The following is a 19,961-nucleotide window of genomic DNA, read 5'->3' on the forward strand; positions in this document are numbered from 1 at the left end:
TGGACAGGTGGAACACCTGGCCGGCTGACGAACCCGCCTCACCCCGTACGCACACCGTGATGTCCGTCGAAGGAGAGCACGTGGAAGACCAGGCGCAGCAGGAGCAGGCGAGCCCCGAAGTGCAGAAGCGCATCCAGGCCAGCTTCGACCGCCAGGGGCTGATGAGCCACCTCGATGCACGCATAACCCACATCGCACCCGGCCGCGTGCGTATCGAGCTCCCCAGCCGGCCCGAAGTCACCCAGCAGCACGGCTACTTCCACGCCGGTGCCACCAGCGCCATCGCGGACAGCGCCGGCGGTTACGCGGCGTACACGCTCTTCCCCGAAGACTCCGACGTGCTCACCGTCGAGTACAAGATCAACCTGCTCGCGCCCGCCGTCGGCGACCACATCGAAGCGGTCGGAACCGTCCTGAAGTCCGGGCGCACCCTGACCGTGTGTCAGCTGGAGGTGTTCGGCGTTCGGGACGACGGCGAGCGGAAACTCGTCGCCAACGGGCAGCAGACACTGATCCGGGTGGACCGGCCCGGCGGCTGAGGCTCTGGCCTATCGCTTCGGTGTGGCCGTGAAATGGAATCCTGTCGCGAGATGTTCGGAGCTGACGTCGTCACTCATCAACATCCCCCCGCTGGCGGCGCGGTAGGAGTAGTTCAGTGAACGCTTCAGCCTCTCGAGGACGTTCGACTCGTCCTCCATGTTCTGCGCGGCGCAGGTGCGGTGGGTGGTGAGTTCCGGGTCGCGGAAGAAGACGTGGGAGCCGGTGAAGAAGACGTCGGCGGTGAAGTCGTTGCAGCCGAGCTTGCCGGTCACGGTGCCGTTCGGATGGAAGTCGAAGTAGAGGTCCTTGCCGGACTTGAATCCGTCGCTGCTGTCGTAGGCGGTCCGCGCCGTCAGTTGGTACCTGGTGTCGAAGAAACCCGGGTGTCTGACCACGGCGAGGGTGACCACGTCACCGTCTTGGTTCCTCAGTTGCGGCAACGAGCCTGGCGGAGGCCCACCGGGCACTGGCGGCAGCTGCTTCGCGGTGATCTTCAGCTGGCCCCTGAGGAACTTCTTGACCTTCGCCTCGAAGTCCGCCAGACCCTTGTTCCGCTTGGCGTAGCCCTCGGCCGCCCACTTCCTCGCAGCCGGGTCCGTGTAACGCTCAATCGACTTCTTCTGCTGGTCGGGCGTCACACAGAGGCCCTCGCCGTCCGTGGGCGGAGCCGGTGTCGCCGAAGGAGTGGGCACCGGCAGGTCCTCGCCCATCGTCAGCTCGGCGGCCTCCAACTCGGCCTTCACCCTGAACGGCGTACAGCCGTAGTCTCCGGAAACCGTGCCGTCCTCATGGAACTCCACCCACGGCCTGGCGTCGTAGGACCCTTCGACCTTCTCCCCGTCCACCGTGAGGTCCTCAAAGGTCCAGATCCCACCGACCAGCCTTCCTCCTGGACCACCTGGCCCCTTCTTCGTGGGTGAGGCGGACGCCGTACCGCCGCCCTGCCCGCTCCGGCCGTCCCCATCACCCGACGCCGTCCCGCACGCCGATACCCCGGCACATGCCACCGCTATGGCTGCGATGAATGCCGCTGTACGTCTTCGAGAGATCCACATGCTTGCCAAACGTCCTCGGTGGAAGCTCAGTTCCACCGCCTCCGCCATGTGGTGAGGCGGATATGTGGCGAAGCGGCCGCCCGAAACCAGCTCCACCACAAATAGAGCGTGTCTCTTTGAATGGCGAGCGCCAGGGCGGAAGAGGGCCACTCGCGCACAGACTCGCGCACAGCATGGGATTTGCTCATACGGGCTATTGTTATTCCTGTTGTGGGTGTGACCCGTGTTGCTGCTCATGCGACCGTATGTGCGTGCGCTATAGCGAGGAGTTCCTGCGGATCTCGGCCAGGAAATGGGCACAGCGCAGTCGTCCTGACCGAAATAAAACACCGGAGATGTCGGTTCCGGACTGGCTGGATGTGCTGCGGGAGAAGTCGTTCGCGGGCTCTTGCCCGACGTTGTGGCGTCAGGCGCCGCCCGGTTGGGAGAAGGCCTCCAGCTAGGTGATGTCATCGAAGACGGTCGCTGGAACGCAGGCGCGACCGTGGCGACATAGTTGCGGGCAAATGAGTTTCTGTATTCAAGTTGTCTGAAACAGAGGGTGACTTGATCACATCGGTACTCGCAGCGGCCGCAAAGACGGCCGTGCGCCCGGACGTTCCGCTGGGATAGCTTGCGCCAGCCTTCGCTGCATCGATTTCAGCGAGAACCTCAACCCTTTCCATGACAGGGAGAAGCATGTCTCTGCTCGATGACCGGCGCCGCACCGCAGGGGACCGACGGGACGGGTGGCCGTCGGCTCTGACCTTCAGTGTGGAGCCGTTCGACCAGTCGGCGAATGCGGAGGAACTGTCCGGACGGGCGCCTGGGAGCATCACCGTCCTGCGCCCCTCCCTCGACAACCCGGCAACCGACCAGCTCTTCCTCGACCGCCGGCCGGTTCCCCGCGACGCCTGGTCGCTGGACTTACGCCACGGCGTGCTGGCGTGGACCGGCGTGTACGGCGGCGGACGCATCACGCTGGACGACAACTTACGCACCGGCCACGGTCTGGTCGGCCCGGTCGCGGACGAGGTCGGCGTGAGCGTGGTCTACAAGAAGTCGTTCACCTGCAGGGTCGCCGAGGACGCGGGCGCGCAGCTGGTGCTGGACGGCGACCGCATCGTCGGGCTGAGCTGGGATGCCGGCTCCGACCGGTGGAAGTCCGCGAGTTGGGGCGACGACGCACTCGTTCTGCGCTATCAGGTGGAGCCCGGTATCCCGCCGGCGGACCCGGACGTCTTCAGCGTCGGCTTCGACGACCTCCGCTGTGGGGACACCTGGGACCCGATGGACAGCGACTACAACGTCACACTCCACGGATCGCAGGACGACCAGGGCAACGTCGTATGGAAGTTCGCCTTCTCCCTGGTCTCCGGGGCGACCGCGCCGGAGGGATGTGAGACGGGGACGCCGCACTACCCCTACCGGTTCGAGTGCGTGGAGCCGTGGTCGACGGACAGCCTCACTGGTGCCCTCCTGGCCGGCTCGCCCGACATCAAGGGCAAGGTCTACGGAGTCAAGGGGGAGTACGTCGACGCGGCGGTCACCGGGTACTACCGGCTGAACGGTGGCGGCATCGCGCACCCCGCGGTGATCGGTGTCTTCGACGGCCGTCTGCACGTCGACGACGAACTCGTCACCGGCTCGGGCGTCTTCGGCCGGGAGCTGGTGTGGAGCGGGCTGACCAAGGAACAGCAGCTGGCCACCGGTCTGCCGGCCGACGGGAGTCTGGCCTTCGGCCCCGTCGGCTCCAGCGGCACCTGTGCGGGCGAGGACATCACCGCCGTGCGACTGAACCATTCGGAACTGTGGTCCGTGCTGAACAGCGGCTCGGAGCAGCACACGGCGCTGCGGCCGCTGCTGGCCCCGCCCGCGGCCGCCGCGCAGTCCCGCGGCGCAGGACCGGGCCTCGACATCAACACCCTGCTGGCGATGCACCCCTGGGCCCAGACCGAGAAGGGCGAGTGGTACGACCAGGTGCAGCAGGGCGTCCGCGGCGACCTCTTCACCATCATGAACTCCCACATCCCCAACGACCTGTGGAGCCTGCTCTTCCCCGACCAGGACCACCCCAGCCTGCAGGGATACCTCGCCGACGTCGATGCCACGCCGGTCGACGGAAAGCCGGCGGCGCCCTGGTACGAGTCACTGTCCACGGCCGTGCTCACCCAGGGTCTGGCCGGCGGCACCGACCCCAACGTCCACCGGCTCAACGGACTGCGCGCCGCGTCCTGGCTGCGGGACCAGGTCGCCGTCTCCACCGCCTACCAGAAGCACGGGGACCTGCTCTTCCACTACCACTGGAAGCAGATCGCGCGGAACTCCACCACCCAGGCGTACCTGGACGACCAGGCCAAGAACACCGCCGAACAGCAGAAGACAATCGACGCCTATGTCGGCAAGTGGATCGACGACATGGAGAGGAACGCCGAGCTCGACCCCGACGACCACGACAAGCTCAAGGCCCTCATCCTGGAGATCGGCGAGACCGCCAAGTCCAACTCGCTCTACTGGGCCTTCTGTTACTACTACCGCGCCACCCACGCCACCAGCTGGGCCAACCTGCAGACGTTGATCGGCAACCCGGACGGCTCCACGCTCACCCGGCTCGTCCAGCAGAACGTCTCGGTGCTCACCGCCCTCGACTCCTCCGGATACTTCGCGCGGAAGTACTTCGAAGCCCTTCAGGTCGCGCTGTCCACCACCGTCTTCCTCCAGTCCATCGACTTCAGGGGCGTCGCGGTCGACTTCTCGTTGATCAAGCTCTACCTCCAGAAGTTCGTCGAGAAGAACATCAACTCGGCGAACGAGACGGTCAAGGCGCAGGCACAGAAGCTTCAGGCGATGCTCGCGGAGGAGGAGCAGACCCACTTCATCGAGGCATCGGTCGACGAACTCCGGCAGATCGCCGGGGTGAAGAACGCACAGTTGCCGTTCGGCGCGGTCGCCACCGAGTTCGTCAAGTGGTTCGAGACGTCGAAGGTCGGTACGAAGTTCGCCAAGTGGGGCAAGGTCTTCGGCGGGCTGCTCATGAGCGGGATGACCGGCCTGGCCCTCAACAACCTGCTCGGCCCGTACAAGGACTGGAAGAACCTCACCGCCGCGCAGCGAGCCGAACTCATCACCAATACGCTGCAACTCGCGGTGCAGGTGGTCGCGGCCGTGGCGAAGGGCACTGTGGAGCTCTACGCGGTGTTCACCGCGAAGGGCCTGACCAACTTCCAGCGGTTCGGTGCCCTGGCCTGGACCACGATCGGCGGAGAGTCCAAGGCTCTCGCCGAAGGCATGTCGAAGATCTCCAACAGCATGGCCCGGTGGATCGGTGGCGCGAGTGCCGGGGCACGCGCCGGCGCCGCGGCGGCGGAGGAGGCCTCGTTCCTCGGCAAGGTCATGGGCAGCAGCCTGAGCGAGTTCGTCGCCACCCGGCTCGGTCCGCTGTTCGTGCTGGCCGGCATGGCGTTCAGCATCTACAACCTCACCCAGGGCGGCTCGGACCTCGAGATCGCCGCCGAGGTCCTCAACCTCGTCAGCGGAGCACTCACGCTCTTCGCCACATTCGGTGGCTGGCTGCTGGCCTCCTTCGTCGCGGAAGCCGTGATCTCGGTCATCATCCCGATCGTCAGTGTGCTCGCTGTGGTCGCCGCCCTGGTAGGCATGGCCATCGGGCTCTATCTCATGTTCAAGAAGCCGCCGAACCCGATTGCCCAGTTCGTCGACGACCACGCGGCCCCGGCCGGGCTGGCCATGCGCGCCCGCTGTTCGGCGATCGACTACGCCGTCCAGTACACGGACAAGGAACAGAACCTCGCCATGGTGGGCTGCCGGTTGGGCACCGGATCCACGGTGCTGACGGCGCGGCCGGACGGCACTGTCGGCATTGGTGCGGCCGACCACAACGCGGCAACGGTGTGGACGAGCGCCACCAACGGTGTGGGCCTCACCCAGTTCTTCACCCTGATCGACCGCACGGGCAGCGACCAGGGCCTGGTCTGGCAGTACCTCAGCCTGCTCAAGGACGGCTCGGTCGGCTTCCGGGACCGGTCGACCAAGGACGCACCCGTACCGGACGTCCAGAGCCAGTACTGGGTCGCGGGCGTCACCGCCGACGCCGAGATCACCCAGGACAACAACCTCAAGAGCCTCCAGCACACGCTCCAGCCGGTCTACCCGGATGCACAGGGCGACTTCCTGCCCGAGAACAAGAAGAACTACCTCGTCACCGACGGAAACGGCGTCAAGATCGTCGAGAACTCCGGAACCACCTGGACACTGACCATGGCGGGCCTTGCCCCGGCGGCGATGACGATGCACGACATCTCGCTGTACAAGGGCGCCCAGTCGGCTCCCTCCTTCAAGCCGGTGCAAGGCCAGACCGGCAGCAAGCCGATGACGTTCGGTCTCAAAAGCGGAACGCTCCCGTCGTTCCTCTCCCTTGACTCCGGCACCGGCGAAATCAAGGTGACGGCAACCCCGACCGAGGTGCAGGCGCCCACCTCGTACACGCTGGTGGCCGAGAACGCGCTCGGAAAGACCGAGGCGGCCTTCAGCGTCGAAGTAAAGGCCGTGTCGTGACCGCCGCCGTCGACGACGACGTTCAGGGCCGGCTCCAGACCGCGCTCAAGGACTCCATCAACCAGGGCCTCCAGTTCTACGCCCGGGGCACGTACCTGCCGAAGGGACTCTGCGACCTGATCGACAGTGTTCCCGGGCGCGGCTCGAACTCGCCCATCGTCACACTTCACAGCAACTGCATGCTCGACGCGCTCAAGAACGGGAACCTGGGCGACGCGGTGGAACCCGGGCCGCTCGCCACCAAGAAGTGGACCAAAGACAACATCATCTTCGACGACGGGGGCCAACCGACCAACTACCGGAAACTGTTCTTCGGTGACGCACCCGAGTACTCCAACACCGAGGCCCTCCGCGCCGCGATGGAAGCCGTCCAGCCGACGCTCAAGGGGCAGTGGCAGAGCATCCTCGTCACTTTCATCTCCGAGATAGCCCGCCAGAACCTCGGTAACCTGCCAAAACTCGGCTACCTCGACAAGCTCAACAGATCCAAGATCGAGGAAACCTACCGGACTTGGGACGGGACGCTGTCCAAGGCGTACGGCGCGTCCTACCTCTGGGTCTTCACCAACCAGTACGAGAAGACCGCCGCCGCCTTGGCGCCGGTCCTCGGCGACGACAGCGGGGCGGCGGCACGGTCCGCGCTCAGAACCGCCATCGAGAACGGGCGCTTCACGGCGGAGGTCAGAGCCGCCATGAGCGGCGGGCCGGATTCCGTCATGCTGGCCGAGTGGTTTCTGTTCAACCTGTGGATCATCCTCACCGCCCTCCACGACACCGATGTGGACGGCGCGATCCGGGAGTTCAAGGCGGCCGATCTGACCGTGCCGGACCAGGTGGGGCCGGGGACATGGTGGACCGGGTACACCGACTGGACGACCTTCGGCCTCGCCGAGGTCTTCGCCAAGGGGAAGACAGCGCTCTCCGCCTGGCGCATGTCGGCCTACTACTTCTTCCCCGACAAGCCCAAGGAGGGGCCCTTCGGCTGGGAGATGAGCCACTGCCAGCAGTTCACTCTCTGGACGCACTACAGCGATTTCCTCAAGGGATAACCCGTCAACGGATAACCCCGTCCAGACGGCGGTGCGGGTGGGCGCGGTGCGCGCTCACCCGCACCGCCGGCGTGGCGGAGTCTGGGGCGTCCGCTCCCGAGGGAGCAGCTTGGGAGATCGCGTACGCACCTTCACCCAAGCTGGCTATGATGCCGCCTATCTTCCTGGCCTGAGGGGTGCTACGTGTCAACTCGCTTGCTGGCCACGCTTGCCGTGGGCTCGATCGTGCTTATCGCGGGATGTTCGGCCGGCGGCAATGACGCCAAAGACGACGCGCCCACCAACGCGGATTCGTCACCGAGTGTCTCGAAGCCCAAGTACACCAAGTTCGCCGACTTTCCCGGCAAGGACTTCGTGACCACCGAACCGGGGCTGAAGCTTGGCGTGCGGGTGAAGCCCGTGGACACCAGGTGGGCACCGGAACTGGTCGGTAAGCCGGCCGATGCCGGGAAGCACTACTTCGCCGTCTATGTCGCCGTGACCGGAGAGCTCGCCGACCGCGGGGTGGAGAACGTCAAACTCAGCTATCTCAGGCTGAAGTTCAAGTCGTCGACGGGGGAGAAGTGCGGCTTCGGGCAGAGTGAGAACTGCTACTACGAGGCTTTCCCCAGCAGCCAGCTCGAGGAGCTCGAAAAGGTCTCGGACGGCGAGTGGCGCAACGCCACCTGGACCGAATCCATCCTCGGGACCAATATCGAGCGCGGCGAGACCAAGATCGGCGTTGTCGGGTTCAGCCTGCCGGACACGGAGAAGGCCACATCCTTCGAACTGTGCGGTCCCACGAAGGAAGCCATGGTGGACACGGACCGATTCGCCTGTGTTCCGGTCAAGACCCCGGACAAGAACGCGGGCTGAGAAGAGTGAGCAGGGATTCGCCTGCGCCGTTCCTACGCCATACGCGCCAGGCGTAGCGGAAGGCGCAGGAGGCGCCAGGCACCCGGCTGGCGGCGGCGTACCCGGGTTTTGAGCTGGTCGGGGGCGACGGCCAGGGAGAGGTCCGGGAAGCGCCGCAGCAGGCGACCGATGGCGACCTCGCACTCCTGACGGGCGAGCGAGGCGCCCAGGCAGTAATGCATGCCGTGACCGAAGCCGACGTGGTCCTCGCCGAGGCCCCCCGACTGCCGCGTCAGGTCCAGGCGGTCGGGGTCGTCATAGTGGCGCGGGTCGTGGTTCGCGGACACCAGGACGGGCTGGACGGCGTCGCCCCGGCGGATCCGGGTGCCGGCCAGCTCCATGTCCTCGGTGGCGTACCGCAGTTGGGTCATCTGGACCGAACCGCACCGGCGCATCAGCTCGTGAACGGCGTGCGGCAGCAGCCCCCAGTCTTGCTTGAGCAGCCGCAACTGGTCGGGGTGGGTGAGCAGGGCGACCGTGCCGTTCCCGATGAGATGGGCGGTGGTCTCGTGTCCGGCGAGCACCACCGTCATCACGAGGGTGACCATCTCGGTGTCGCCGAGTCGACCGCCGTCGCTGTCCTGGACGCGGATGAGCGCGCTCAGCAGGTCGTCCCGCAGGTCCGTACGGCGCTCGGCGATCAGCTCATGGAGGTGGTGGACCATGGCTGGGAACGACGTCCCGATCCGCTCGGGTTCCAGCGAGGCGAGGTCCGAGCCGAAGGCTCGCCAGCGAGGCCGGTCCGCTTCAGGTACGCCCACCAGCTCGCAGATGACCGTGATCGGCAGCGGGTAGGCGAAGTGCTCGATGAGGTCGACCACTCCGTTCTCGTCGGCATGTCCGGGGAGTTCGTCGAGCAGTGTGTCGGTGATCTCCTCGACGCGTGGCCGCAGGCCGGGGACCCGGCGGGCGGTGAAGGCACGGGAGACCAGGCGGCGCAGCCGGGTGTGGTCCGGCGGGTCGCTGGTGAGGATCGACTCCAGGATGTGCACGCTGAACTCCTCGGGGATGCCGAGCAGTTCCATGAGCCGGTCACGTGGGTCCGGGCCGGCGTGGCCCGGTACCGAGTGCGGACTGTTCACAAAGCGCGGGTCCCGTAGGACGGCCCGCACCTCCTCGAAGCGCGTCACGAGCCAGATGGGCGTGTCGTCCATGAAACGTGCGCGGACGACGGGTGCCTGCTCGCGCAGCTTGCCGTAGCCGCCGAACGGGTCGGCGAGCAGCTCCGGATCCATCACGTTCGGCTCGTCGGGGTGCTTGCCGATGAGGTCCTGGATGGCGAGCGGGAGGTCGGCGGTCAGGGTGGTGGCCGGAGAGGTCATACGGAGCCCGGAGAGGTGGCGGTCTGGGAAGCGCGGAGGGGTGTGTGCGCGAAGGTGGTGAGGGTGGCCGGTGGTGGCTCGTTGGGGCCGTCGGGGCTCGGGTGACCGGCGGCCAGAACGTAGAGCGGTGTGTGTCCGGCGTTGTCCAGACCGCATCGCTCGGCGATCAGGCCGTCGTTGAAGGCGCCGGTCTGGGACGGGCCGAGGCCCAGCGCCGTGGCGGTCAGGGCGAAGGTCTGACCCAGGTGCCCGGCGTTGAGCAGGCAGACGCGGTAACAGCGGGGCGTCCGGTACTTCACACTCATACGTTCCAGCCGGGCGGCGAGGACCACCATGAACGCGGCATCGCCGGCCCACTCCTGGCCGGCGCACACATCCACGACCTCATCCCGGGTCAGCCCCTCCCTGCGCAGTTCCAGGGAGTGCTCCAGACCGTTGTAGTGATACCAGCCAGGGGCGAGTCCGGTGACGTTGAGTGCGCCGAGGTAGGCGTCGAGCTCCTGGCGGGAGCCGCCGGCGGGGCTGGTGCGGCGGTAGAGCGCGCCGTGGCCGCTGTCGATGAAGTCCACCGGGCCGAACACCGTGGAGAGCACGGTGCCGAGAGTCTCCAGTGACACCGCGTCGCGGGTGAAGTCGCGATGGGTGCGGCGAGCGTGGACAACCTGCTCGTACGGGGCTCGAAGGCCGGCCCGGGAGCGGGGCAGTGGATGCCGGGGCGCGTCTGGGTAGGTGGTGAACAGCGGCGGCATCTGAGCCGGGTCCGGCATGAGGTCCGACTCAGGCATCAGGTCCGGGTCCTGGGTGCTGATCTCGCTGTCGAGGTAGTCGTTCTGCGTCGCGTAGTGGAGGAAGGACGCCTCGGGGGCCCAGGCGGACCAATGGCGGTCGATCTCCTCGTCGTGGTGGGCTTCCGGGCTGTCCTCCGCCAGCAGGGCGCCGGCCTCCGTGAGGACAGCCACGGCCTCTTCGACGGTTTCGGGTGTGAGGTGCTCCAGAGCCTTCGCGGCCCCGGCGGGCCCGGTCCATTCCTCGAACGCGGAGAGGACTTCGGCGGCCACCGGATGCAGCGAGGTGGGAGTGCCGTGGGGATAGGGGTGGACGACGAACGTTCCGTCGCGCCAGTAACAGGTCAGGCAGCGGGAACGGCGGTAGCGCACGGCAACTCCAGCAGAACAGGCCGGGACGGATACCAAGGAGGGCGGACAACGGGCACGGGACCTGCGGCATTCCGCAGTACGGCCCGCTGCCCGCCCGGCGGATTCACTTCGCAGTGCCGCCCTGGATCTTGTAGATGTAGTACCCGGCGCGCCGGTCCTTCCGGACCGCCGCCTGTGCGTTCATCGTGACCTTACGCATGAGATGTCACTTCCTCTCAACGGGTGATGTGGAGAGTGCGCCGGACGTGAAGAGACGCACCATCTCCAGCCTTCCTGGGGCGTGGCGCGCGCCATGTCCAGACGCGTGGATTTCGGCCCTATGGGGGAAATTGCCCTTCGCGGGTGTGGAACAGCGTGTGCCGGCTCTGGTGCTGCTACGCAAGGGCTTCCCGCTGGGTGCGTTCGGCGTGTTCGGCGTGTTCGGCGCGTTCGATGTCAAGGGAGCGGGGCCGGGCGGGGCGGGGCGGCGGTGTCAGAGTGCCGGGCCGCCGTTGTTGGCACGGTCCACGGCCGCTTCTCCTGCGGCGGTCCAGGCACCGTTCGGGGCGACGAAACCCTTGTTCAGCCAGCGCGTGAACTGCTTCAGGGCGGTGACGGCATCGTCCGAGTACTCGATCCGGTTGGGGTTGAACCAGCCGGTCTTCTGGAGCCTGGACAGCTCCCTCATGGCGCCCTCCGCGTCGCCGGCCGGGTGGACCGTGGGCCGCTTGGCACCCGACGGTGTGGACTGCGAAGGCTTCGCCGGGGCTGCGGACGGCTTCGCCGGGCCGGCGCTGGGCGCGGTGCTCGGCGACGACGCTGACGTGGGGGACACCTGCGACGGCGTACCTGCCGCCGGAGCGGCCGATGAACCGGTCGGCCCACAGGCGGCGGTCGCCAGCAGCCCGATCCCGGCCGTCGCCGCGACCGCAGCCGTCCTGATGGTCACGGGGAGTGTTGAGAGGCGCATCGTGTGATTCCTTGTCGTGTGCTGAGTGCTGAGTGCTGAGTGCTGAGCGATTGGGACGGCCCTACCTTCAATCCCCTACTCGTCACTGGCGTCGCACTCGCGTCACAGCCGGCCGGATGTTTCGTCTCACTCGTGCAACGAAAGCCGAAGTCGGCGGTTGCCCGGGGATGGACGACGCCGGGCCGGCTTACGCCCGGCTCGTATCCCGCAAAAGACTGCGGACCCCGTAGGTATTGGCCCGGGGATCCCCAGAGTTATCCACGGCAATAGCGGAAAACAGCTGTGAAGGGGCGGCTGGTGTCATTCAGTGGGCTGGGGCGGGAACCCGGAGGCGGAATTCGAGATCTCTACGAATGAGACCGCTTTCGTGATCTTGCTTCCACGACCGACCGAATGGAAAGCAGCAATGGGAAAACATCGCAAGCCGTCAGATTCGCGAACTGCGCGCCGGATGGGCATGGGCGTCGCCACTGCAACCCTCGGACTCACCGGACTCGGCTTCGGCGCCACCACCGCTCAGGCGGCGACTGCCGCTCCTGACGCCCCTGCCGCCAATTCCGGCGCCTCCGGAAACGAATTCTTCGACAGGTCCTACGAGAAGTGCCTCGATGACCAGAGCTCCAGTGGCCTGTCCTACGAGCAGCAGGTCGACGCCTGCACAGGGAAGCTCAGGGAGGGGCCTGGTGAACCCGACTCCTCCCACCCGGGGGCAAAGTTCGATCCTGCGACCTACCAGAAAGTCGCACAGCTGCCCAATGATCAGTTCATCGAACTCAGAAACAAGTCGTTGGATGCGGCCTCCGATGGGGAACTGCAGCGAAGCTTCTACTCCAATGGCTGCACCAGAACACCGAGCGACGCCGTATCGCAAAAGACGATGGATGCCTGCATTCAGCATGACTTCCGTTACACCGTCGGCCCGAACGTCTACGACAAGAACTCCAAGGAAGGGCAGGACGACCGGGCTGCTGCCGACGCGCAACTGGGGCAGAACATCGGTGGAATGACGGGGCAGGCCGCCGCACAGCTCACCGGAACCGTGGGCTCATCGTTCTACAACCGTACGGAAACGGGGCAGCAGAACGCCAACGAGCTGCTTCCCCGATGAGGACGGAAAACTCCCGCTAAGAGAATGGTTGCTCGTCGCTGCGGCGGAAGTCCCTGCCCGTCACAGCGGCGAGCAGTCCCATGGAGCCGTCGTACCGAGGCGCGCGCCGACAGGCAATAACTAGGCCGCGTTGGTACAAGCGGCAAACGGGTGTCCTGGGACGGCGCGGCTCCGCGATCATGGACCGGAGACCGACCGCTACCGATGAGGAATGCCTGCCCCATGCCCATGCCTGTACCTGCCGACCCGACGGTCCTTCATCCGATGCCCGAGCAGCCCCGGGTGGTGCTGCTCAAGCCGTTGGTGAAGTCCCCGCTGATAGAGGTCGGGGAGTACTCCTACTACGACGACCCGGACGACCCGACGGCGTTCGAGACGCGCAACGTGCTCTACCACTACGGGCCGGAGAAGCTGGTCATCGGCAAGTTCTGTGCGCTGGGCACGGGCGTGCGGTTCATCATGAACGGCGCCAACCACCGCATGGACGGCCCCTCGACCTTCCCCTTCCCCACCATGGGCGGCTCCTGGTCCGACCACTTCGACCTGCTCACCGGCCTGCCCAACCGAGGGGACACCGTCGTCGGCAACGACGTCTGGTTCGGCCACGGCACGACGGTCATGCCCGGCGTACGGATCGGGCACGGCGCGATCATCGCCTCCGGCGCCGTGGTCACCACGGACGTGCCCGACTACGGCATCGTCGGCGGAAACCCGGCCCGCCTCATCCGCACCCGCTACAACGACCAGGACATCGCCCGGCTGCTGGCGGTGGCCTGGTGGGACTGGCCCGCGGAGCACATCACCCAGCATGTGCGGACGATCATGTCGGGCAGCATCGCCGATCTGGAAGCCGCCGCCCCGGACACCCCGCATGTGTGACGTGGGTGTGGGAGTTTCCGTACGGAGAGATGCCGCACGGAAACTCCCCTGCGGGCACACGGGCCCGAAGGGGACCTCTCCAGAGGGCGGCTGACAGAAATTGCGATGCCCACAAGCCTCAGCGCGGCTAGAGTCGCCGCCATGAACTTCCTTCAGATCTACGGCTGACGGGACCGGGGCAGCGCCCCGTCCTCCCTCCCGCATGTCCTTGTGCGCCCCGACGACCGAGCCTTCCTCGGAGCCGTCGGCGCACCGGCTTGCGGTACCCCTTTCGCCGTAGACCTGAAATGAGTTGAGCTCTATGTCTCGTCGCCGTGCCCACATCGCCATGGTCGGCATCCCCCTCGTCAGCCATGTCCTGCCCAGCCTTGCGGTCATCCGCGAGCTGGTGGCACGCGGCCACCGCGTGACCTACGCCAACGACCCGGCGATGGCCGACCTGATCGCGACCACCGGCGCCGAACTCGTCCCCTGCACGTCCCAACTGCCGTTCGCCGACAACAACTGGCCCGACGACCCCATTGCCGCGATGGGCCTCTTCCTCGACGACGCCATCCAGGCACTTCCCCAGTTGCACGCCGCCTACGACCAGGACCCGGCGGACCTGTACCTGTACGACATCGGCGCCTACGCCGCGCGCGCCCTCGCCGAATCGCAGAACCGGCCTCTCATGCAACTGTCCCCGACGTTCGTGGGCTGGGACGGCTACGACCAGGACGTCTCGGCACACGTGCGCCAACTGCCGGGCGCCGACGCCTACCGGGCGAAGTTCGCACAGTGGCTCGCCACTTGCGGGGCGTCCACCGCCGACGTGGACGCTTTCTCCGGCCGTCCCGCGCGGGCCGTTGCGCTGATCACCCGGGCGATGCAGCCGCACGCCGACCAGGTCGACACCGACGCGGTGACCTTCGTCGGACCCTGCTTCGACGCAACCGCCGACGCGGACGGCTGGACCCGCCCGGCGGATGCGGAGAACGTGCTGCTGATCTCGCTGGGTTCGGCGTTCACCCGTCAACCGGAGTTCTACCGCCAGTGCCTGGCGGCCTATGGCAACCAGCCCGGCTGGCACGTCGTCCTCCAGATCGGCAAGTACACCGACCCGCGGGAACTCGGCGACATCCCGCCCAACGTCGAGGTGCACTCCTGGGTCCCGCAGCGGGCGATCCTGGAGCAGGCGGACGCTTTCGTCACCCACGCCGGTATGGGCGGCTGCGGCGAGGGACTGCTGGCCGGTGTCCCGATGATCGCCGTGCCGCAGGCCGCCGAACAGTTCATGAACGCCGACCGGCTCGTGGAACTGGGCGTGGCCCGCCGCATCGACACCGCGGAAGCGACCGGCGACAACCTACGGGCGGCCCTGAACGACCTGGTCACCGACGCGGAGGTCGCCGGCCGCTCGGCACGGCTACGCGCCGGCGCACGGTCCGAGGGGGGCACTTCGCGTGCCGCCGACCTCATCGAGGACATGCTGGCCTGAGCCCTGACCGCCAAAGGGTTTTGGTGAACAGCACTCCGCTGTTCACCAAAAACCCTTTGGTGGACCACGGCGACCACTGCTAATTTTCGGCAGGCCGTGCGAGAGAACGAGGAGGTGGTACCCGTGAACGCAGTATCGACATGGGTGCTCCCCTCCGGGGTCACGGTCGGGCGATAGGTCGTCCGGGAGCGCCGTTCAAGCGCACTCCCGAAAGGCAAGACCATGCAATTCACTTCCGAACGGCGCCTCGACGACGGCGTCCTCGAACGCGAATTCACCCTCGGCGAGATCCCCGGCATTCTGTGGACACCTGAATCCGCCGCACCGGCTCCACTGATCCTGATCGGCCACCCCGGCGGACTGCACAAGATGTACCCCCGACTGGTGGCCCGGGCCCGGCACTCCGCAGCGGACGGCTTCGCCTCGGCCACCATCGAGCTCCCCGGCAGCGGTGACCGGCCCCGTTCCGCCGCCGCCGAGCAGGCCCGCGCCGACCTGCGCCGAGCGCTGGACGCCGGCGAGCCGGTCGACGACGAGATCGCGGACCGGCTCGTCCTCCCGCTGGTCGAAAAGGCGGTCCCGGAATGGCAGGCCGCCCTGGACGCCCTCCTCTCGCTGCCCGGGATCGGCGGCCCGGTCGGGTACTCGGGGGGAGTGATTTCCATCGGGACCCGGCTGGCGGTGGTCGAGCCGCGGATCTCGGCCGCCGTTCTGTTCGCCGGGAGTTTCGTGCCTCGCGCCATGTTCGAGGAGGCCCGGCAGGTCACCATTCCGCTGCACGTCCTGCTGCAGTGGGACGACGAAGGGAACGACCGGCAGGCGGCCCTGGACCTGTTCGACGCCTTCGGCTCCGAGGAGAAGACGCTGCACGCCAATATGGGCGGGCACACCGGCGTCCCGCAGTTCGCGGGGGACGCCGCGGCGCGGTTCTTCGCCCGGCACCTGAAGTGAGGCCGGGCCGTCAGGCCGACAGCAGAAGGTAGTCGGTGTCGGCGTAGGCGTCTGCGTCGGCCAGGATGCCGCTCGTCGAGGACGGGTCCCGGACCTCCTCGATGACGGTGGCCGGCAGACGCACAACCGCCCCGATCGCGGTGGTACCGGCCATCGGCGGTACCGGCCGGTCGGGGCGGCGCCCGGCTACTTCGTGGGTTCCTCAGCTCCCAGAAATTTGTGCCCGGAAGCTTTGCGGACAGTTGCCGACTTCTTCGGCGAGGAGAGTGCCGAAGAACGTGTCGGCGTCAGTGGCGCCCTGCCTTATGCTGTCGAACCTCTGGCAGGTTTCGGCGTGCTGCCTGGCCTGCTCTTCGGCCGCCTGCTTCGCCTCCTCTTCGCGCTGCTCGGCGGTCGTGCACCTGCCCAGGTAACCCCCGAATCCCGGGTTGCACTGAACGCCAGAGGCGGCAGAGGCGGCCGGTGCGGCGGTGAGGCCGTAGCCGGCCAGGCCGGCGGCAAGAGTTGCGACGGCGATGCCCCGGCCGGCCATACGCCCGCTCCGGCGGCGTGCTCGATGCTTGTTTTGTCCGCGGAGTTTCATGGCACGCATTCCCTTCTGTAAGGAGACCGGTCACCGGAAGGCGCTCGGCCGTGCAATGAGAAAATTGAAGGGAAAATCCGACACGGCCGGAAGCGAATTCGCGAGTTCCTGGGGTGAAGTCACGCTGCACCCCAGGCAAAACCTGCGGAGGCGGACGCGAAAACCTACGGGATCGTCGCCGGGGGCGCTCCCGCCCCTGACCCACACGTCACCGGCTAGCGTGATCACCATGACTTCCGAGATATCCGAGACGTCCGGCACGCGCACCGCGGGCATGGCAGTGAAGACGCAACGTGGGCTGGTCTATGGCCCGAGCGGCCAGCGGCTGGACCTCTACCGCCCGGAGAACGCGTCACACCCGGCGACGACCGTCCTCCTCTGGCACGGCATCGGGCCGGACGAGCGGGACGTCCTGGAGCCGCTGGCGCGCACCGCGGCGGCGCGCGGGCTGCTGGTGCTTGTACCGGACTGGCGCTCGGACGCAGCGGACGGTGGCAAGGCACAGCTGCTGGAGTCGCTCGCCTTCGCCCGCAAGGAGGCGGACGGGCTGGGCGGCGACGGGGAGTCGTGCGTACTGGCCGGGTGGTCTGCGGGGTCCGGGGCCGCGCTGGGGGTCGCACTGCGGCCCGAGATCACGGAGGGGTGGCGGCCGAAGGCCGTGGTGGGCATGGCAGGCCGCTACGATCTCCCGGCGCGCACCACCGGCACCGCCCCGCTGGACGATCTCGCCGCGGGCCGGGCCCCGGCCGTCCCGGTCCACCTCGTCCACGGCAGCCGGGACACCGTCGTGGACGCCCGCCACTCCCGCGACCTGGCCGCCGCGCTGCGCGCCACGGGCCGGCCGGTGACTCTCCAGGAGCCGGACACCGACCACGCAGGCGTGATCATGACCGAGTACGACCCGGCGGCGAACCGGTGCGTCCCGACGACCGCCGAACACGCCGTACAGGCGGGCCGGTTGGTGGCCGAGGCACTGGCGAAGGCCGGGGGCGCGTCCTGAGGTCTCTCCGACGGGTCATCGCTGCGCCCCCACAACCGCGGCACTCCCACGCTGTCCCTCATCGAACCTCATCGAAGGAATTGGGTTGAGCGGTCTCAGTGGATCTCGATGACCGATAGGTTCGTCTCCACGAGGTCTGAGCGGCTGGTGCCGGTGCGGGGCAGGGGCAGGGGCGGTGGTGGGGCACTTGCGGGCGCGTATGGCCGGGGCTGTCAGTGGCTTGAGACCGGCAACGCACGCGACATCACAGGAGTGCTGAGGACATGGCGAACCGCTGGGCCGGAGTGACCGTCGACTGCGTCGACGTGGAACGTGTGGCGGGCTTCTGGAGTGCACTGCTGGACCGCCCGCAGGGGCCGTCCCAGCCCGGCTGGGTCTACCTCGGCCATCGTGGCGACTCGCAGCCCCGCCTTGTCTTTCAGCCGGTGTCCGAGCCGAAGCACGGCAAGGTCCGGCTGCACCTCGACATCGAGGTCGACGATATCGATCAGGGCATCGCCCAAGTCATCGCCCTCGGCGGCCGATTCACCGGCGAACGGCACGACTACGACGAGGGCGTGGTCGTCGTGATGACCGATCCCGAAGAGCACGAATTCTGCCTGGTCCAGATCTACTGACCTGGCCCACCACTGACCGGGGCGGCGCCACCACTGACCGGCGCCGCCCCAGTCCTCACGATCCGGTGGGCTGCTCCGCGACGCTGCCGTGCTCCTGGGCGTCGGCGGCAGGGATCCGGCGCGGCAGTTTCGCGGCGACGGCGATCGTCACCAAAGTGAGAGCGGCGGCGATACCAAAGGCCAGCTTCATCCCGCTCAGCTGTGCGGGCACGGCGGCGACGCCGTCGGCGACCAGATGCCCGGAGCGCGCGGTCATCACGGTCACCACGAGCGCTGTACCGAACGCTGCGGCGACCTGCTGCAACGTCCCGAGCATCGAGCTGCCGTGCGAGTACAGGTGCGGGGGAAGCGCGCCCATGCCGAGCGTGAAGACGGGGGTGAAGGTCGCCGCCAGGCTCACCATCAGCAGTGCGTGCAGTCCCAGCACCTGCCAGTACGGCATCGTCATCGAGACCTGGGTGAAACCGGCGAGGGCGAGCACCATGCCGATCGAGCCGGGCAGCACCAGCGGCCGACTGCCGAACCGGTCGAATATCTTCCCAACGGTCGGTCCGAGCAGTCCCATGGCCAGACCGCCCGGCATGACCAGCAGGCCGGTCTCCAGCGGGCTGAGCCCCCGCGTTTTCTGCAGGTACAGGGGCAGCAGGATCATCGCCCCGAGCATTGCCAGGAACCCGATGGAGATGAGGGCCAGGGAAAGGCCGTAGGTGCGGTGCCCGAGGGTGCGCAGGTCCATCAGCGGCACGCCGGTGCGTTGCAGCTTGATCTGGCGGATCACGAAAACCGCGATTGCCGCGACCCCGGCGACGACGATGCCGATGCCGAGCCCGAGCCCGCCGTCGGTTTCGCCGAGGAGGCTCAAGCCGTACACCAGGCCGCCGAAACCGAGCGCCGCCACGGAGACGCTGAGCCAGTCGATGGAGCTCACCTGCGGCTCGCCTATGTTGTCCATCTTGCGCAGCCCGAGCAGGGTCACCAGAGCCGCGATCGGCAGAACGACCACGAACAGCAGCCGCCAGGAGCCGAGCTGGAGGATCAGCCCGGACACGGCGGGTCCGAGCGCGGGTGCCACCGAGATCGCCAGGGTGACGTTGCCCATCACCCGGCCGCGGTCATGCTCGGGCACCACGATCATCAACGTGGTCATCAGCAGGGGCATCATCACGGCAGTGCCCGCGGCCTGCACGATCCGGCCCAGCAGCAGCACCTCGAAGGACGGCGCGACGGCCGACAGAGCGGTGCCCGCGAGGAAGACGCCCATCGCGATGGCGTAAGCCTGGCGGGTGGTGACTCGCTGGAGGAACCAGCCGGTGATCGGAATCACGGCGGCCATGGTCAGCATGAAAGCGGTGGACACCCACTGTGCCGACTGCTCGGTGATGCCCAACGAGTCCATCAACCGCGGGATGGCGTTGATCAGGATCGTCTCGTTGAGGATCACCACGAACGTGGCCAGGACAAGCAGCCGCACCACGGTCGGTATTCGGCCCGCCTGTACGGCAGGTTGTTCTTTGGTCACAGTTGGCATGGCAGCACCTCGCTGGGGTTCCTGGTCGCAGTCGCCTCGCAGCCACGGGCTGTCGGCACGAACGTGGGTGGTGTTACCGGTAGAGACCGGCACGCCTGGTAGAACTCATCGGTCGGCCCGAGTGTTCCGCATCATCGAACCTAACTCACCCCAATTTTCGCCTGCTCACGAAGGTGTCCGCCGGCGAGGCCGTGGCCGACGGCCGGCGCTTCACCGCTCGTCCACGCCACCGTCCCCAACCGGCCCCCAACCGTCCTCTACACCTTCGACTGCGGCCTGAACTGGTCGTGGGCGACTT

18 protein-coding genes are annotated in these 19,961 nt (G+C 67.4%); 11 read left to right on the forward strand and 7 right to left on the reverse strand.

Annotated features, from left to right (window positions below):
• Positions 1 to 59: 59 nt before the first annotated feature.
• Positions 60 to 539, forward strand: coding sequence for a PaaI family thioesterase (locus FCH28_RS04690; RefSeq protein ID WP_425471878.1), 480 nt, complete (start codon positions 60 to 62; stop codon positions 537 to 539).
• Between the two features lie 9 nt (positions 540 to 548).
• On the opposite strand, the gene FCH28_RS37905 is transcribed toward FCH28_RS04690, so the two are convergent.
• On the reverse strand, positions 549 to 1,385 hold the full coding sequence (locus FCH28_RS37905) for an META domain-containing protein (protein ID WP_169314052.1): 837 nt from the start codon (positions 1,383 to 1,385) through the stop codon (positions 549 to 551).
• 888 nt (positions 1,386 to 2,273) lie between these two features.
• On the opposite strand from FCH28_RS37905, the gene FCH28_RS04700 reads away from it, so the two are divergent.
• The 3 genes from FCH28_RS04700 to FCH28_RS04710 all read left to right on the forward strand — a co-directional run bounded on the left by FCH28_RS04700 (position 2,274) and on the right by FCH28_RS04710 (position 8,053).
• Positions 2,274 to 6,149, forward strand: a complete 3,876-nt coding sequence (locus FCH28_RS04700; protein WP_169314053.1) for an Ig domain-containing protein — start codon at positions 2,274 to 2,276, stop codon at positions 6,147 to 6,149.
• Positions 6,146 to 7,198, forward strand: coding sequence for a hypothetical protein (locus FCH28_RS04705; protein WP_136738446.1), 1,053 nt, complete (start codon positions 6,146 to 6,148; stop codon positions 7,196 to 7,198). The genes FCH28_RS04700 and FCH28_RS04705 overlap by 4 nt, the downstream gene beginning before the upstream one ends.
• Positions 7,199 to 7,381: 183 nt before the next feature.
• Positions 7,382 to 8,053, forward strand: a complete 672-nt coding sequence (locus FCH28_RS04710) for a hypothetical protein (RefSeq protein ID WP_136738447.1) — start codon at positions 7,382 to 7,384, stop codon at positions 8,051 to 8,053.
• 32 nt (positions 8,054 to 8,085) lie between these two features.
• On the opposite strand, the gene FCH28_RS04715 is transcribed toward FCH28_RS04710, so the two are convergent.
• The 3 genes from FCH28_RS04715 to FCH28_RS04725 form a co-directional block, all read right to left on the reverse strand.
• A complete protein-coding gene (locus FCH28_RS04715; protein ID WP_246102402.1) occupies positions 8,086 to 9,414 on the reverse strand; it encodes a cytochrome P450 family protein in 1,329 nt (442 codons plus the stop codon).
• Positions 9,411 to 10,571 (reverse strand): SagB/ThcOx family dehydrogenase, encoded by a 1,161-nt coding sequence (locus FCH28_RS04720; protein WP_136738448.1) that lies wholly within the window; start codon positions 10,569 to 10,571, stop codon positions 9,411 to 9,413. Before FCH28_RS04720 ends, FCH28_RS04715 begins: the two co-directional genes overlap by 4 nt.
• A gap of 472 nt (positions 10,572 to 11,043) precedes the next feature.
• The gene (locus FCH28_RS04725) at positions 11,044 to 11,238 is read right to left on the reverse strand and encodes a hypothetical protein (protein ID WP_136738449.1); all 195 of its coding nucleotides are present in this window, start codon (positions 11,236 to 11,238) and stop codon (positions 11,044 to 11,046) included.
• Between the two features lie 40 nt (positions 11,239 to 11,278).
• Here FCH28_RS04725 and FCH28_RS04730 point away from each other — a divergent pair, with 40 nt between their 5' ends.
• The 5 genes from FCH28_RS04730 to FCH28_RS04750 all read left to right on the forward strand — a co-directional run bounded on the left by FCH28_RS04730 (position 11,279) and on the right by FCH28_RS04750 (position 15,935).
• Entirely contained in the window at positions 11,279 to 11,527 is a 249-nt protein-coding gene (locus FCH28_RS04730) for a hypothetical protein (protein WP_136738450.1), read from the forward strand.
• A 360-nt stretch (positions 11,528 to 11,887) separates the two neighbouring features.
• A complete protein-coding gene (locus FCH28_RS04735; protein ID WP_136738451.1) occupies positions 11,888 to 12,628 on the forward strand; it encodes a hypothetical protein in 741 nt (246 codons plus the stop codon).
• 228 nt (positions 12,629 to 12,856) lie between these two features.
• Positions 12,857 to 13,507 carry a CatB-related O-acetyltransferase gene (locus tag FCH28_RS04740; RefSeq protein WP_136739086.1) on the forward strand — a complete coding sequence of 217 codons (651 nt, stop codon included), beginning with the start codon at positions 12,857 to 12,859 and terminating at the stop codon, positions 13,505 to 13,507.
• A 301-nt stretch (positions 13,508 to 13,808) separates the two neighbouring features.
• Positions 13,809 to 14,984 (forward strand): macrolide family glycosyltransferase, encoded by a 1,176-nt coding sequence (locus FCH28_RS04745; protein WP_222852390.1) that lies wholly within the window; start codon positions 13,809 to 13,811, stop codon positions 14,982 to 14,984.
• Between the two features lie 222 nt (positions 14,985 to 15,206).
• Entirely contained in the window at positions 15,207 to 15,935 is a 729-nt protein-coding gene (locus FCH28_RS04750; RefSeq protein ID WP_136738452.1) for a dienelactone hydrolase family protein, read from the forward strand.
• Positions 15,936 to 15,945: 10 nt separating this feature from the next.
• Here the strand turns inward: FCH28_RS04750 and FCH28_RS37910 are convergent, their stop codons facing one another.
• Complete coding sequence (locus FCH28_RS37910) at positions 15,946 to 16,089, reverse strand: hypothetical protein (RefSeq protein ID WP_169314054.1); 144 nt, start codon at positions 16,087 to 16,089, stop codon at positions 15,946 to 15,948.
• 48 nt (positions 16,090 to 16,137) lie between these two features.
• The gene (locus FCH28_RS04755) at positions 16,138 to 16,467 is read right to left on the reverse strand and encodes a hypothetical protein (protein ID WP_136738453.1); all 330 of its coding nucleotides are present in this window, start codon (positions 16,465 to 16,467) and stop codon (positions 16,138 to 16,140) included.
• 280 nt (positions 16,468 to 16,747) lie between these two features.
• Here FCH28_RS04755 and FCH28_RS04760 point away from each other — a divergent pair, with 280 nt between their 5' ends.
• Positions 16,748 to 17,518, forward strand: coding sequence for an alpha/beta hydrolase (locus tag FCH28_RS04760; protein WP_246102404.1), 771 nt, complete (start codon positions 16,748 to 16,750; stop codon positions 17,516 to 17,518).
• 263 nt (positions 17,519 to 17,781) lie between these two features.
• Positions 17,782 to 18,135: a VOC family protein gene (locus tag FCH28_RS04765; RefSeq protein ID WP_136738454.1), complete on the forward strand. Its 354-nt coding sequence runs from the start codon at positions 17,782 to 17,784 to the stop codon at positions 18,133 to 18,135.
• Positions 18,136 to 18,190: 55 nt separating this feature from the next.
• Here FCH28_RS04765 and FCH28_RS04770 read toward each other — a convergent pair whose 3' ends face one another.
• Positions 18,191 to 19,663 carry an MDR family MFS transporter gene (locus tag FCH28_RS04770; protein ID WP_136738455.1) on the reverse strand — a complete coding sequence of 491 codons (1,473 nt, stop codon included), beginning with the start codon at positions 19,661 to 19,663 and terminating at the stop codon, positions 18,191 to 18,193.
• Positions 19,664 to 19,961: the final 298 nt, after the last annotated feature.

This window comes from Streptomyces piniterrae (genome assembly GCF_005048155.1).
GTDB classification, from domain to species: Bacteria; Actinomycetota; Actinomycetes; order Streptomycetales; family Streptomycetaceae; genus Streptomyces; species Streptomyces piniterrae.

Excerpts from the sequence above, each read along its gene's own strand:
- FCH28_RS04690 (WP_425471878.1), top strand. The coding sequence starts at position 60 with ATGTCCGTCGAAGGAGAGCACGTGGAAGACCAGGCGCAGCAGGAGCAG.
- FCH28_RS04700 (WP_169314053.1), top strand. The coding sequence starts at position 2,274 with ATGTCTCTGCTCGATGACCGGCGCCGCACCGCAGGGGACCGACGGGAC.
- FCH28_RS04715 (WP_246102402.1), bottom strand. The coding sequence starts at position 9,414 with ATGACCTCTCCGGCCACCACCCTGACCGCCGACCTCCCGCTCGCCATC.
- FCH28_RS04725 (WP_136738449.1), bottom strand. The coding sequence starts at position 11,238 with ATGAGGGAGCTGTCCAGGCTCCAGAAGACCGGCTGGTTCAACCCCAAC.
- FCH28_RS04740 (WP_136739086.1), top strand. The coding sequence starts at position 12,857 with ATGCCTGTACCTGCCGACCCGACGGTCCTTCATCCGATGCCCGAGCAG.
- FCH28_RS04745 (WP_222852390.1), top strand. The coding sequence starts at position 13,809 with ATGTCTCGTCGCCGTGCCCACATCGCCATGGTCGGCATCCCCCTCGTC.
- FCH28_RS04750 (WP_136738452.1), top strand. The coding sequence starts at position 15,207 with ATGCAATTCACTTCCGAACGGCGCCTCGACGACGGCGTCCTCGAACGC.
- FCH28_RS37910 (WP_169314054.1), bottom strand. The coding sequence starts at position 16,089 with ATGGCCGGTACCACCGCGATCGGGGCGGTTGTGCGTCTGCCGGCCACC.
- FCH28_RS04755 (WP_136738453.1), bottom strand. The coding sequence starts at position 16,467 with ATGGCCGGCCGGGGCATCGCCGTCGCAACTCTTGCCGCCGGCCTGGCC.
- FCH28_RS04760 (WP_246102404.1), top strand. The coding sequence starts at position 16,748 with ATGACTTCCGAGATATCCGAGACGTCCGGCACGCGCACCGCGGGCATG.
- FCH28_RS04765 (WP_136738454.1), top strand. The coding sequence starts at position 17,782 with ATGGCGAACCGCTGGGCCGGAGTGACCGTCGACTGCGTCGACGTGGAA.
- FCH28_RS04770 (WP_136738455.1), bottom strand. The coding sequence starts at position 19,663 with ATGCCAACTGTGACCAAAGAACAACCTGCCGTACAGGCGGGCCGAATA.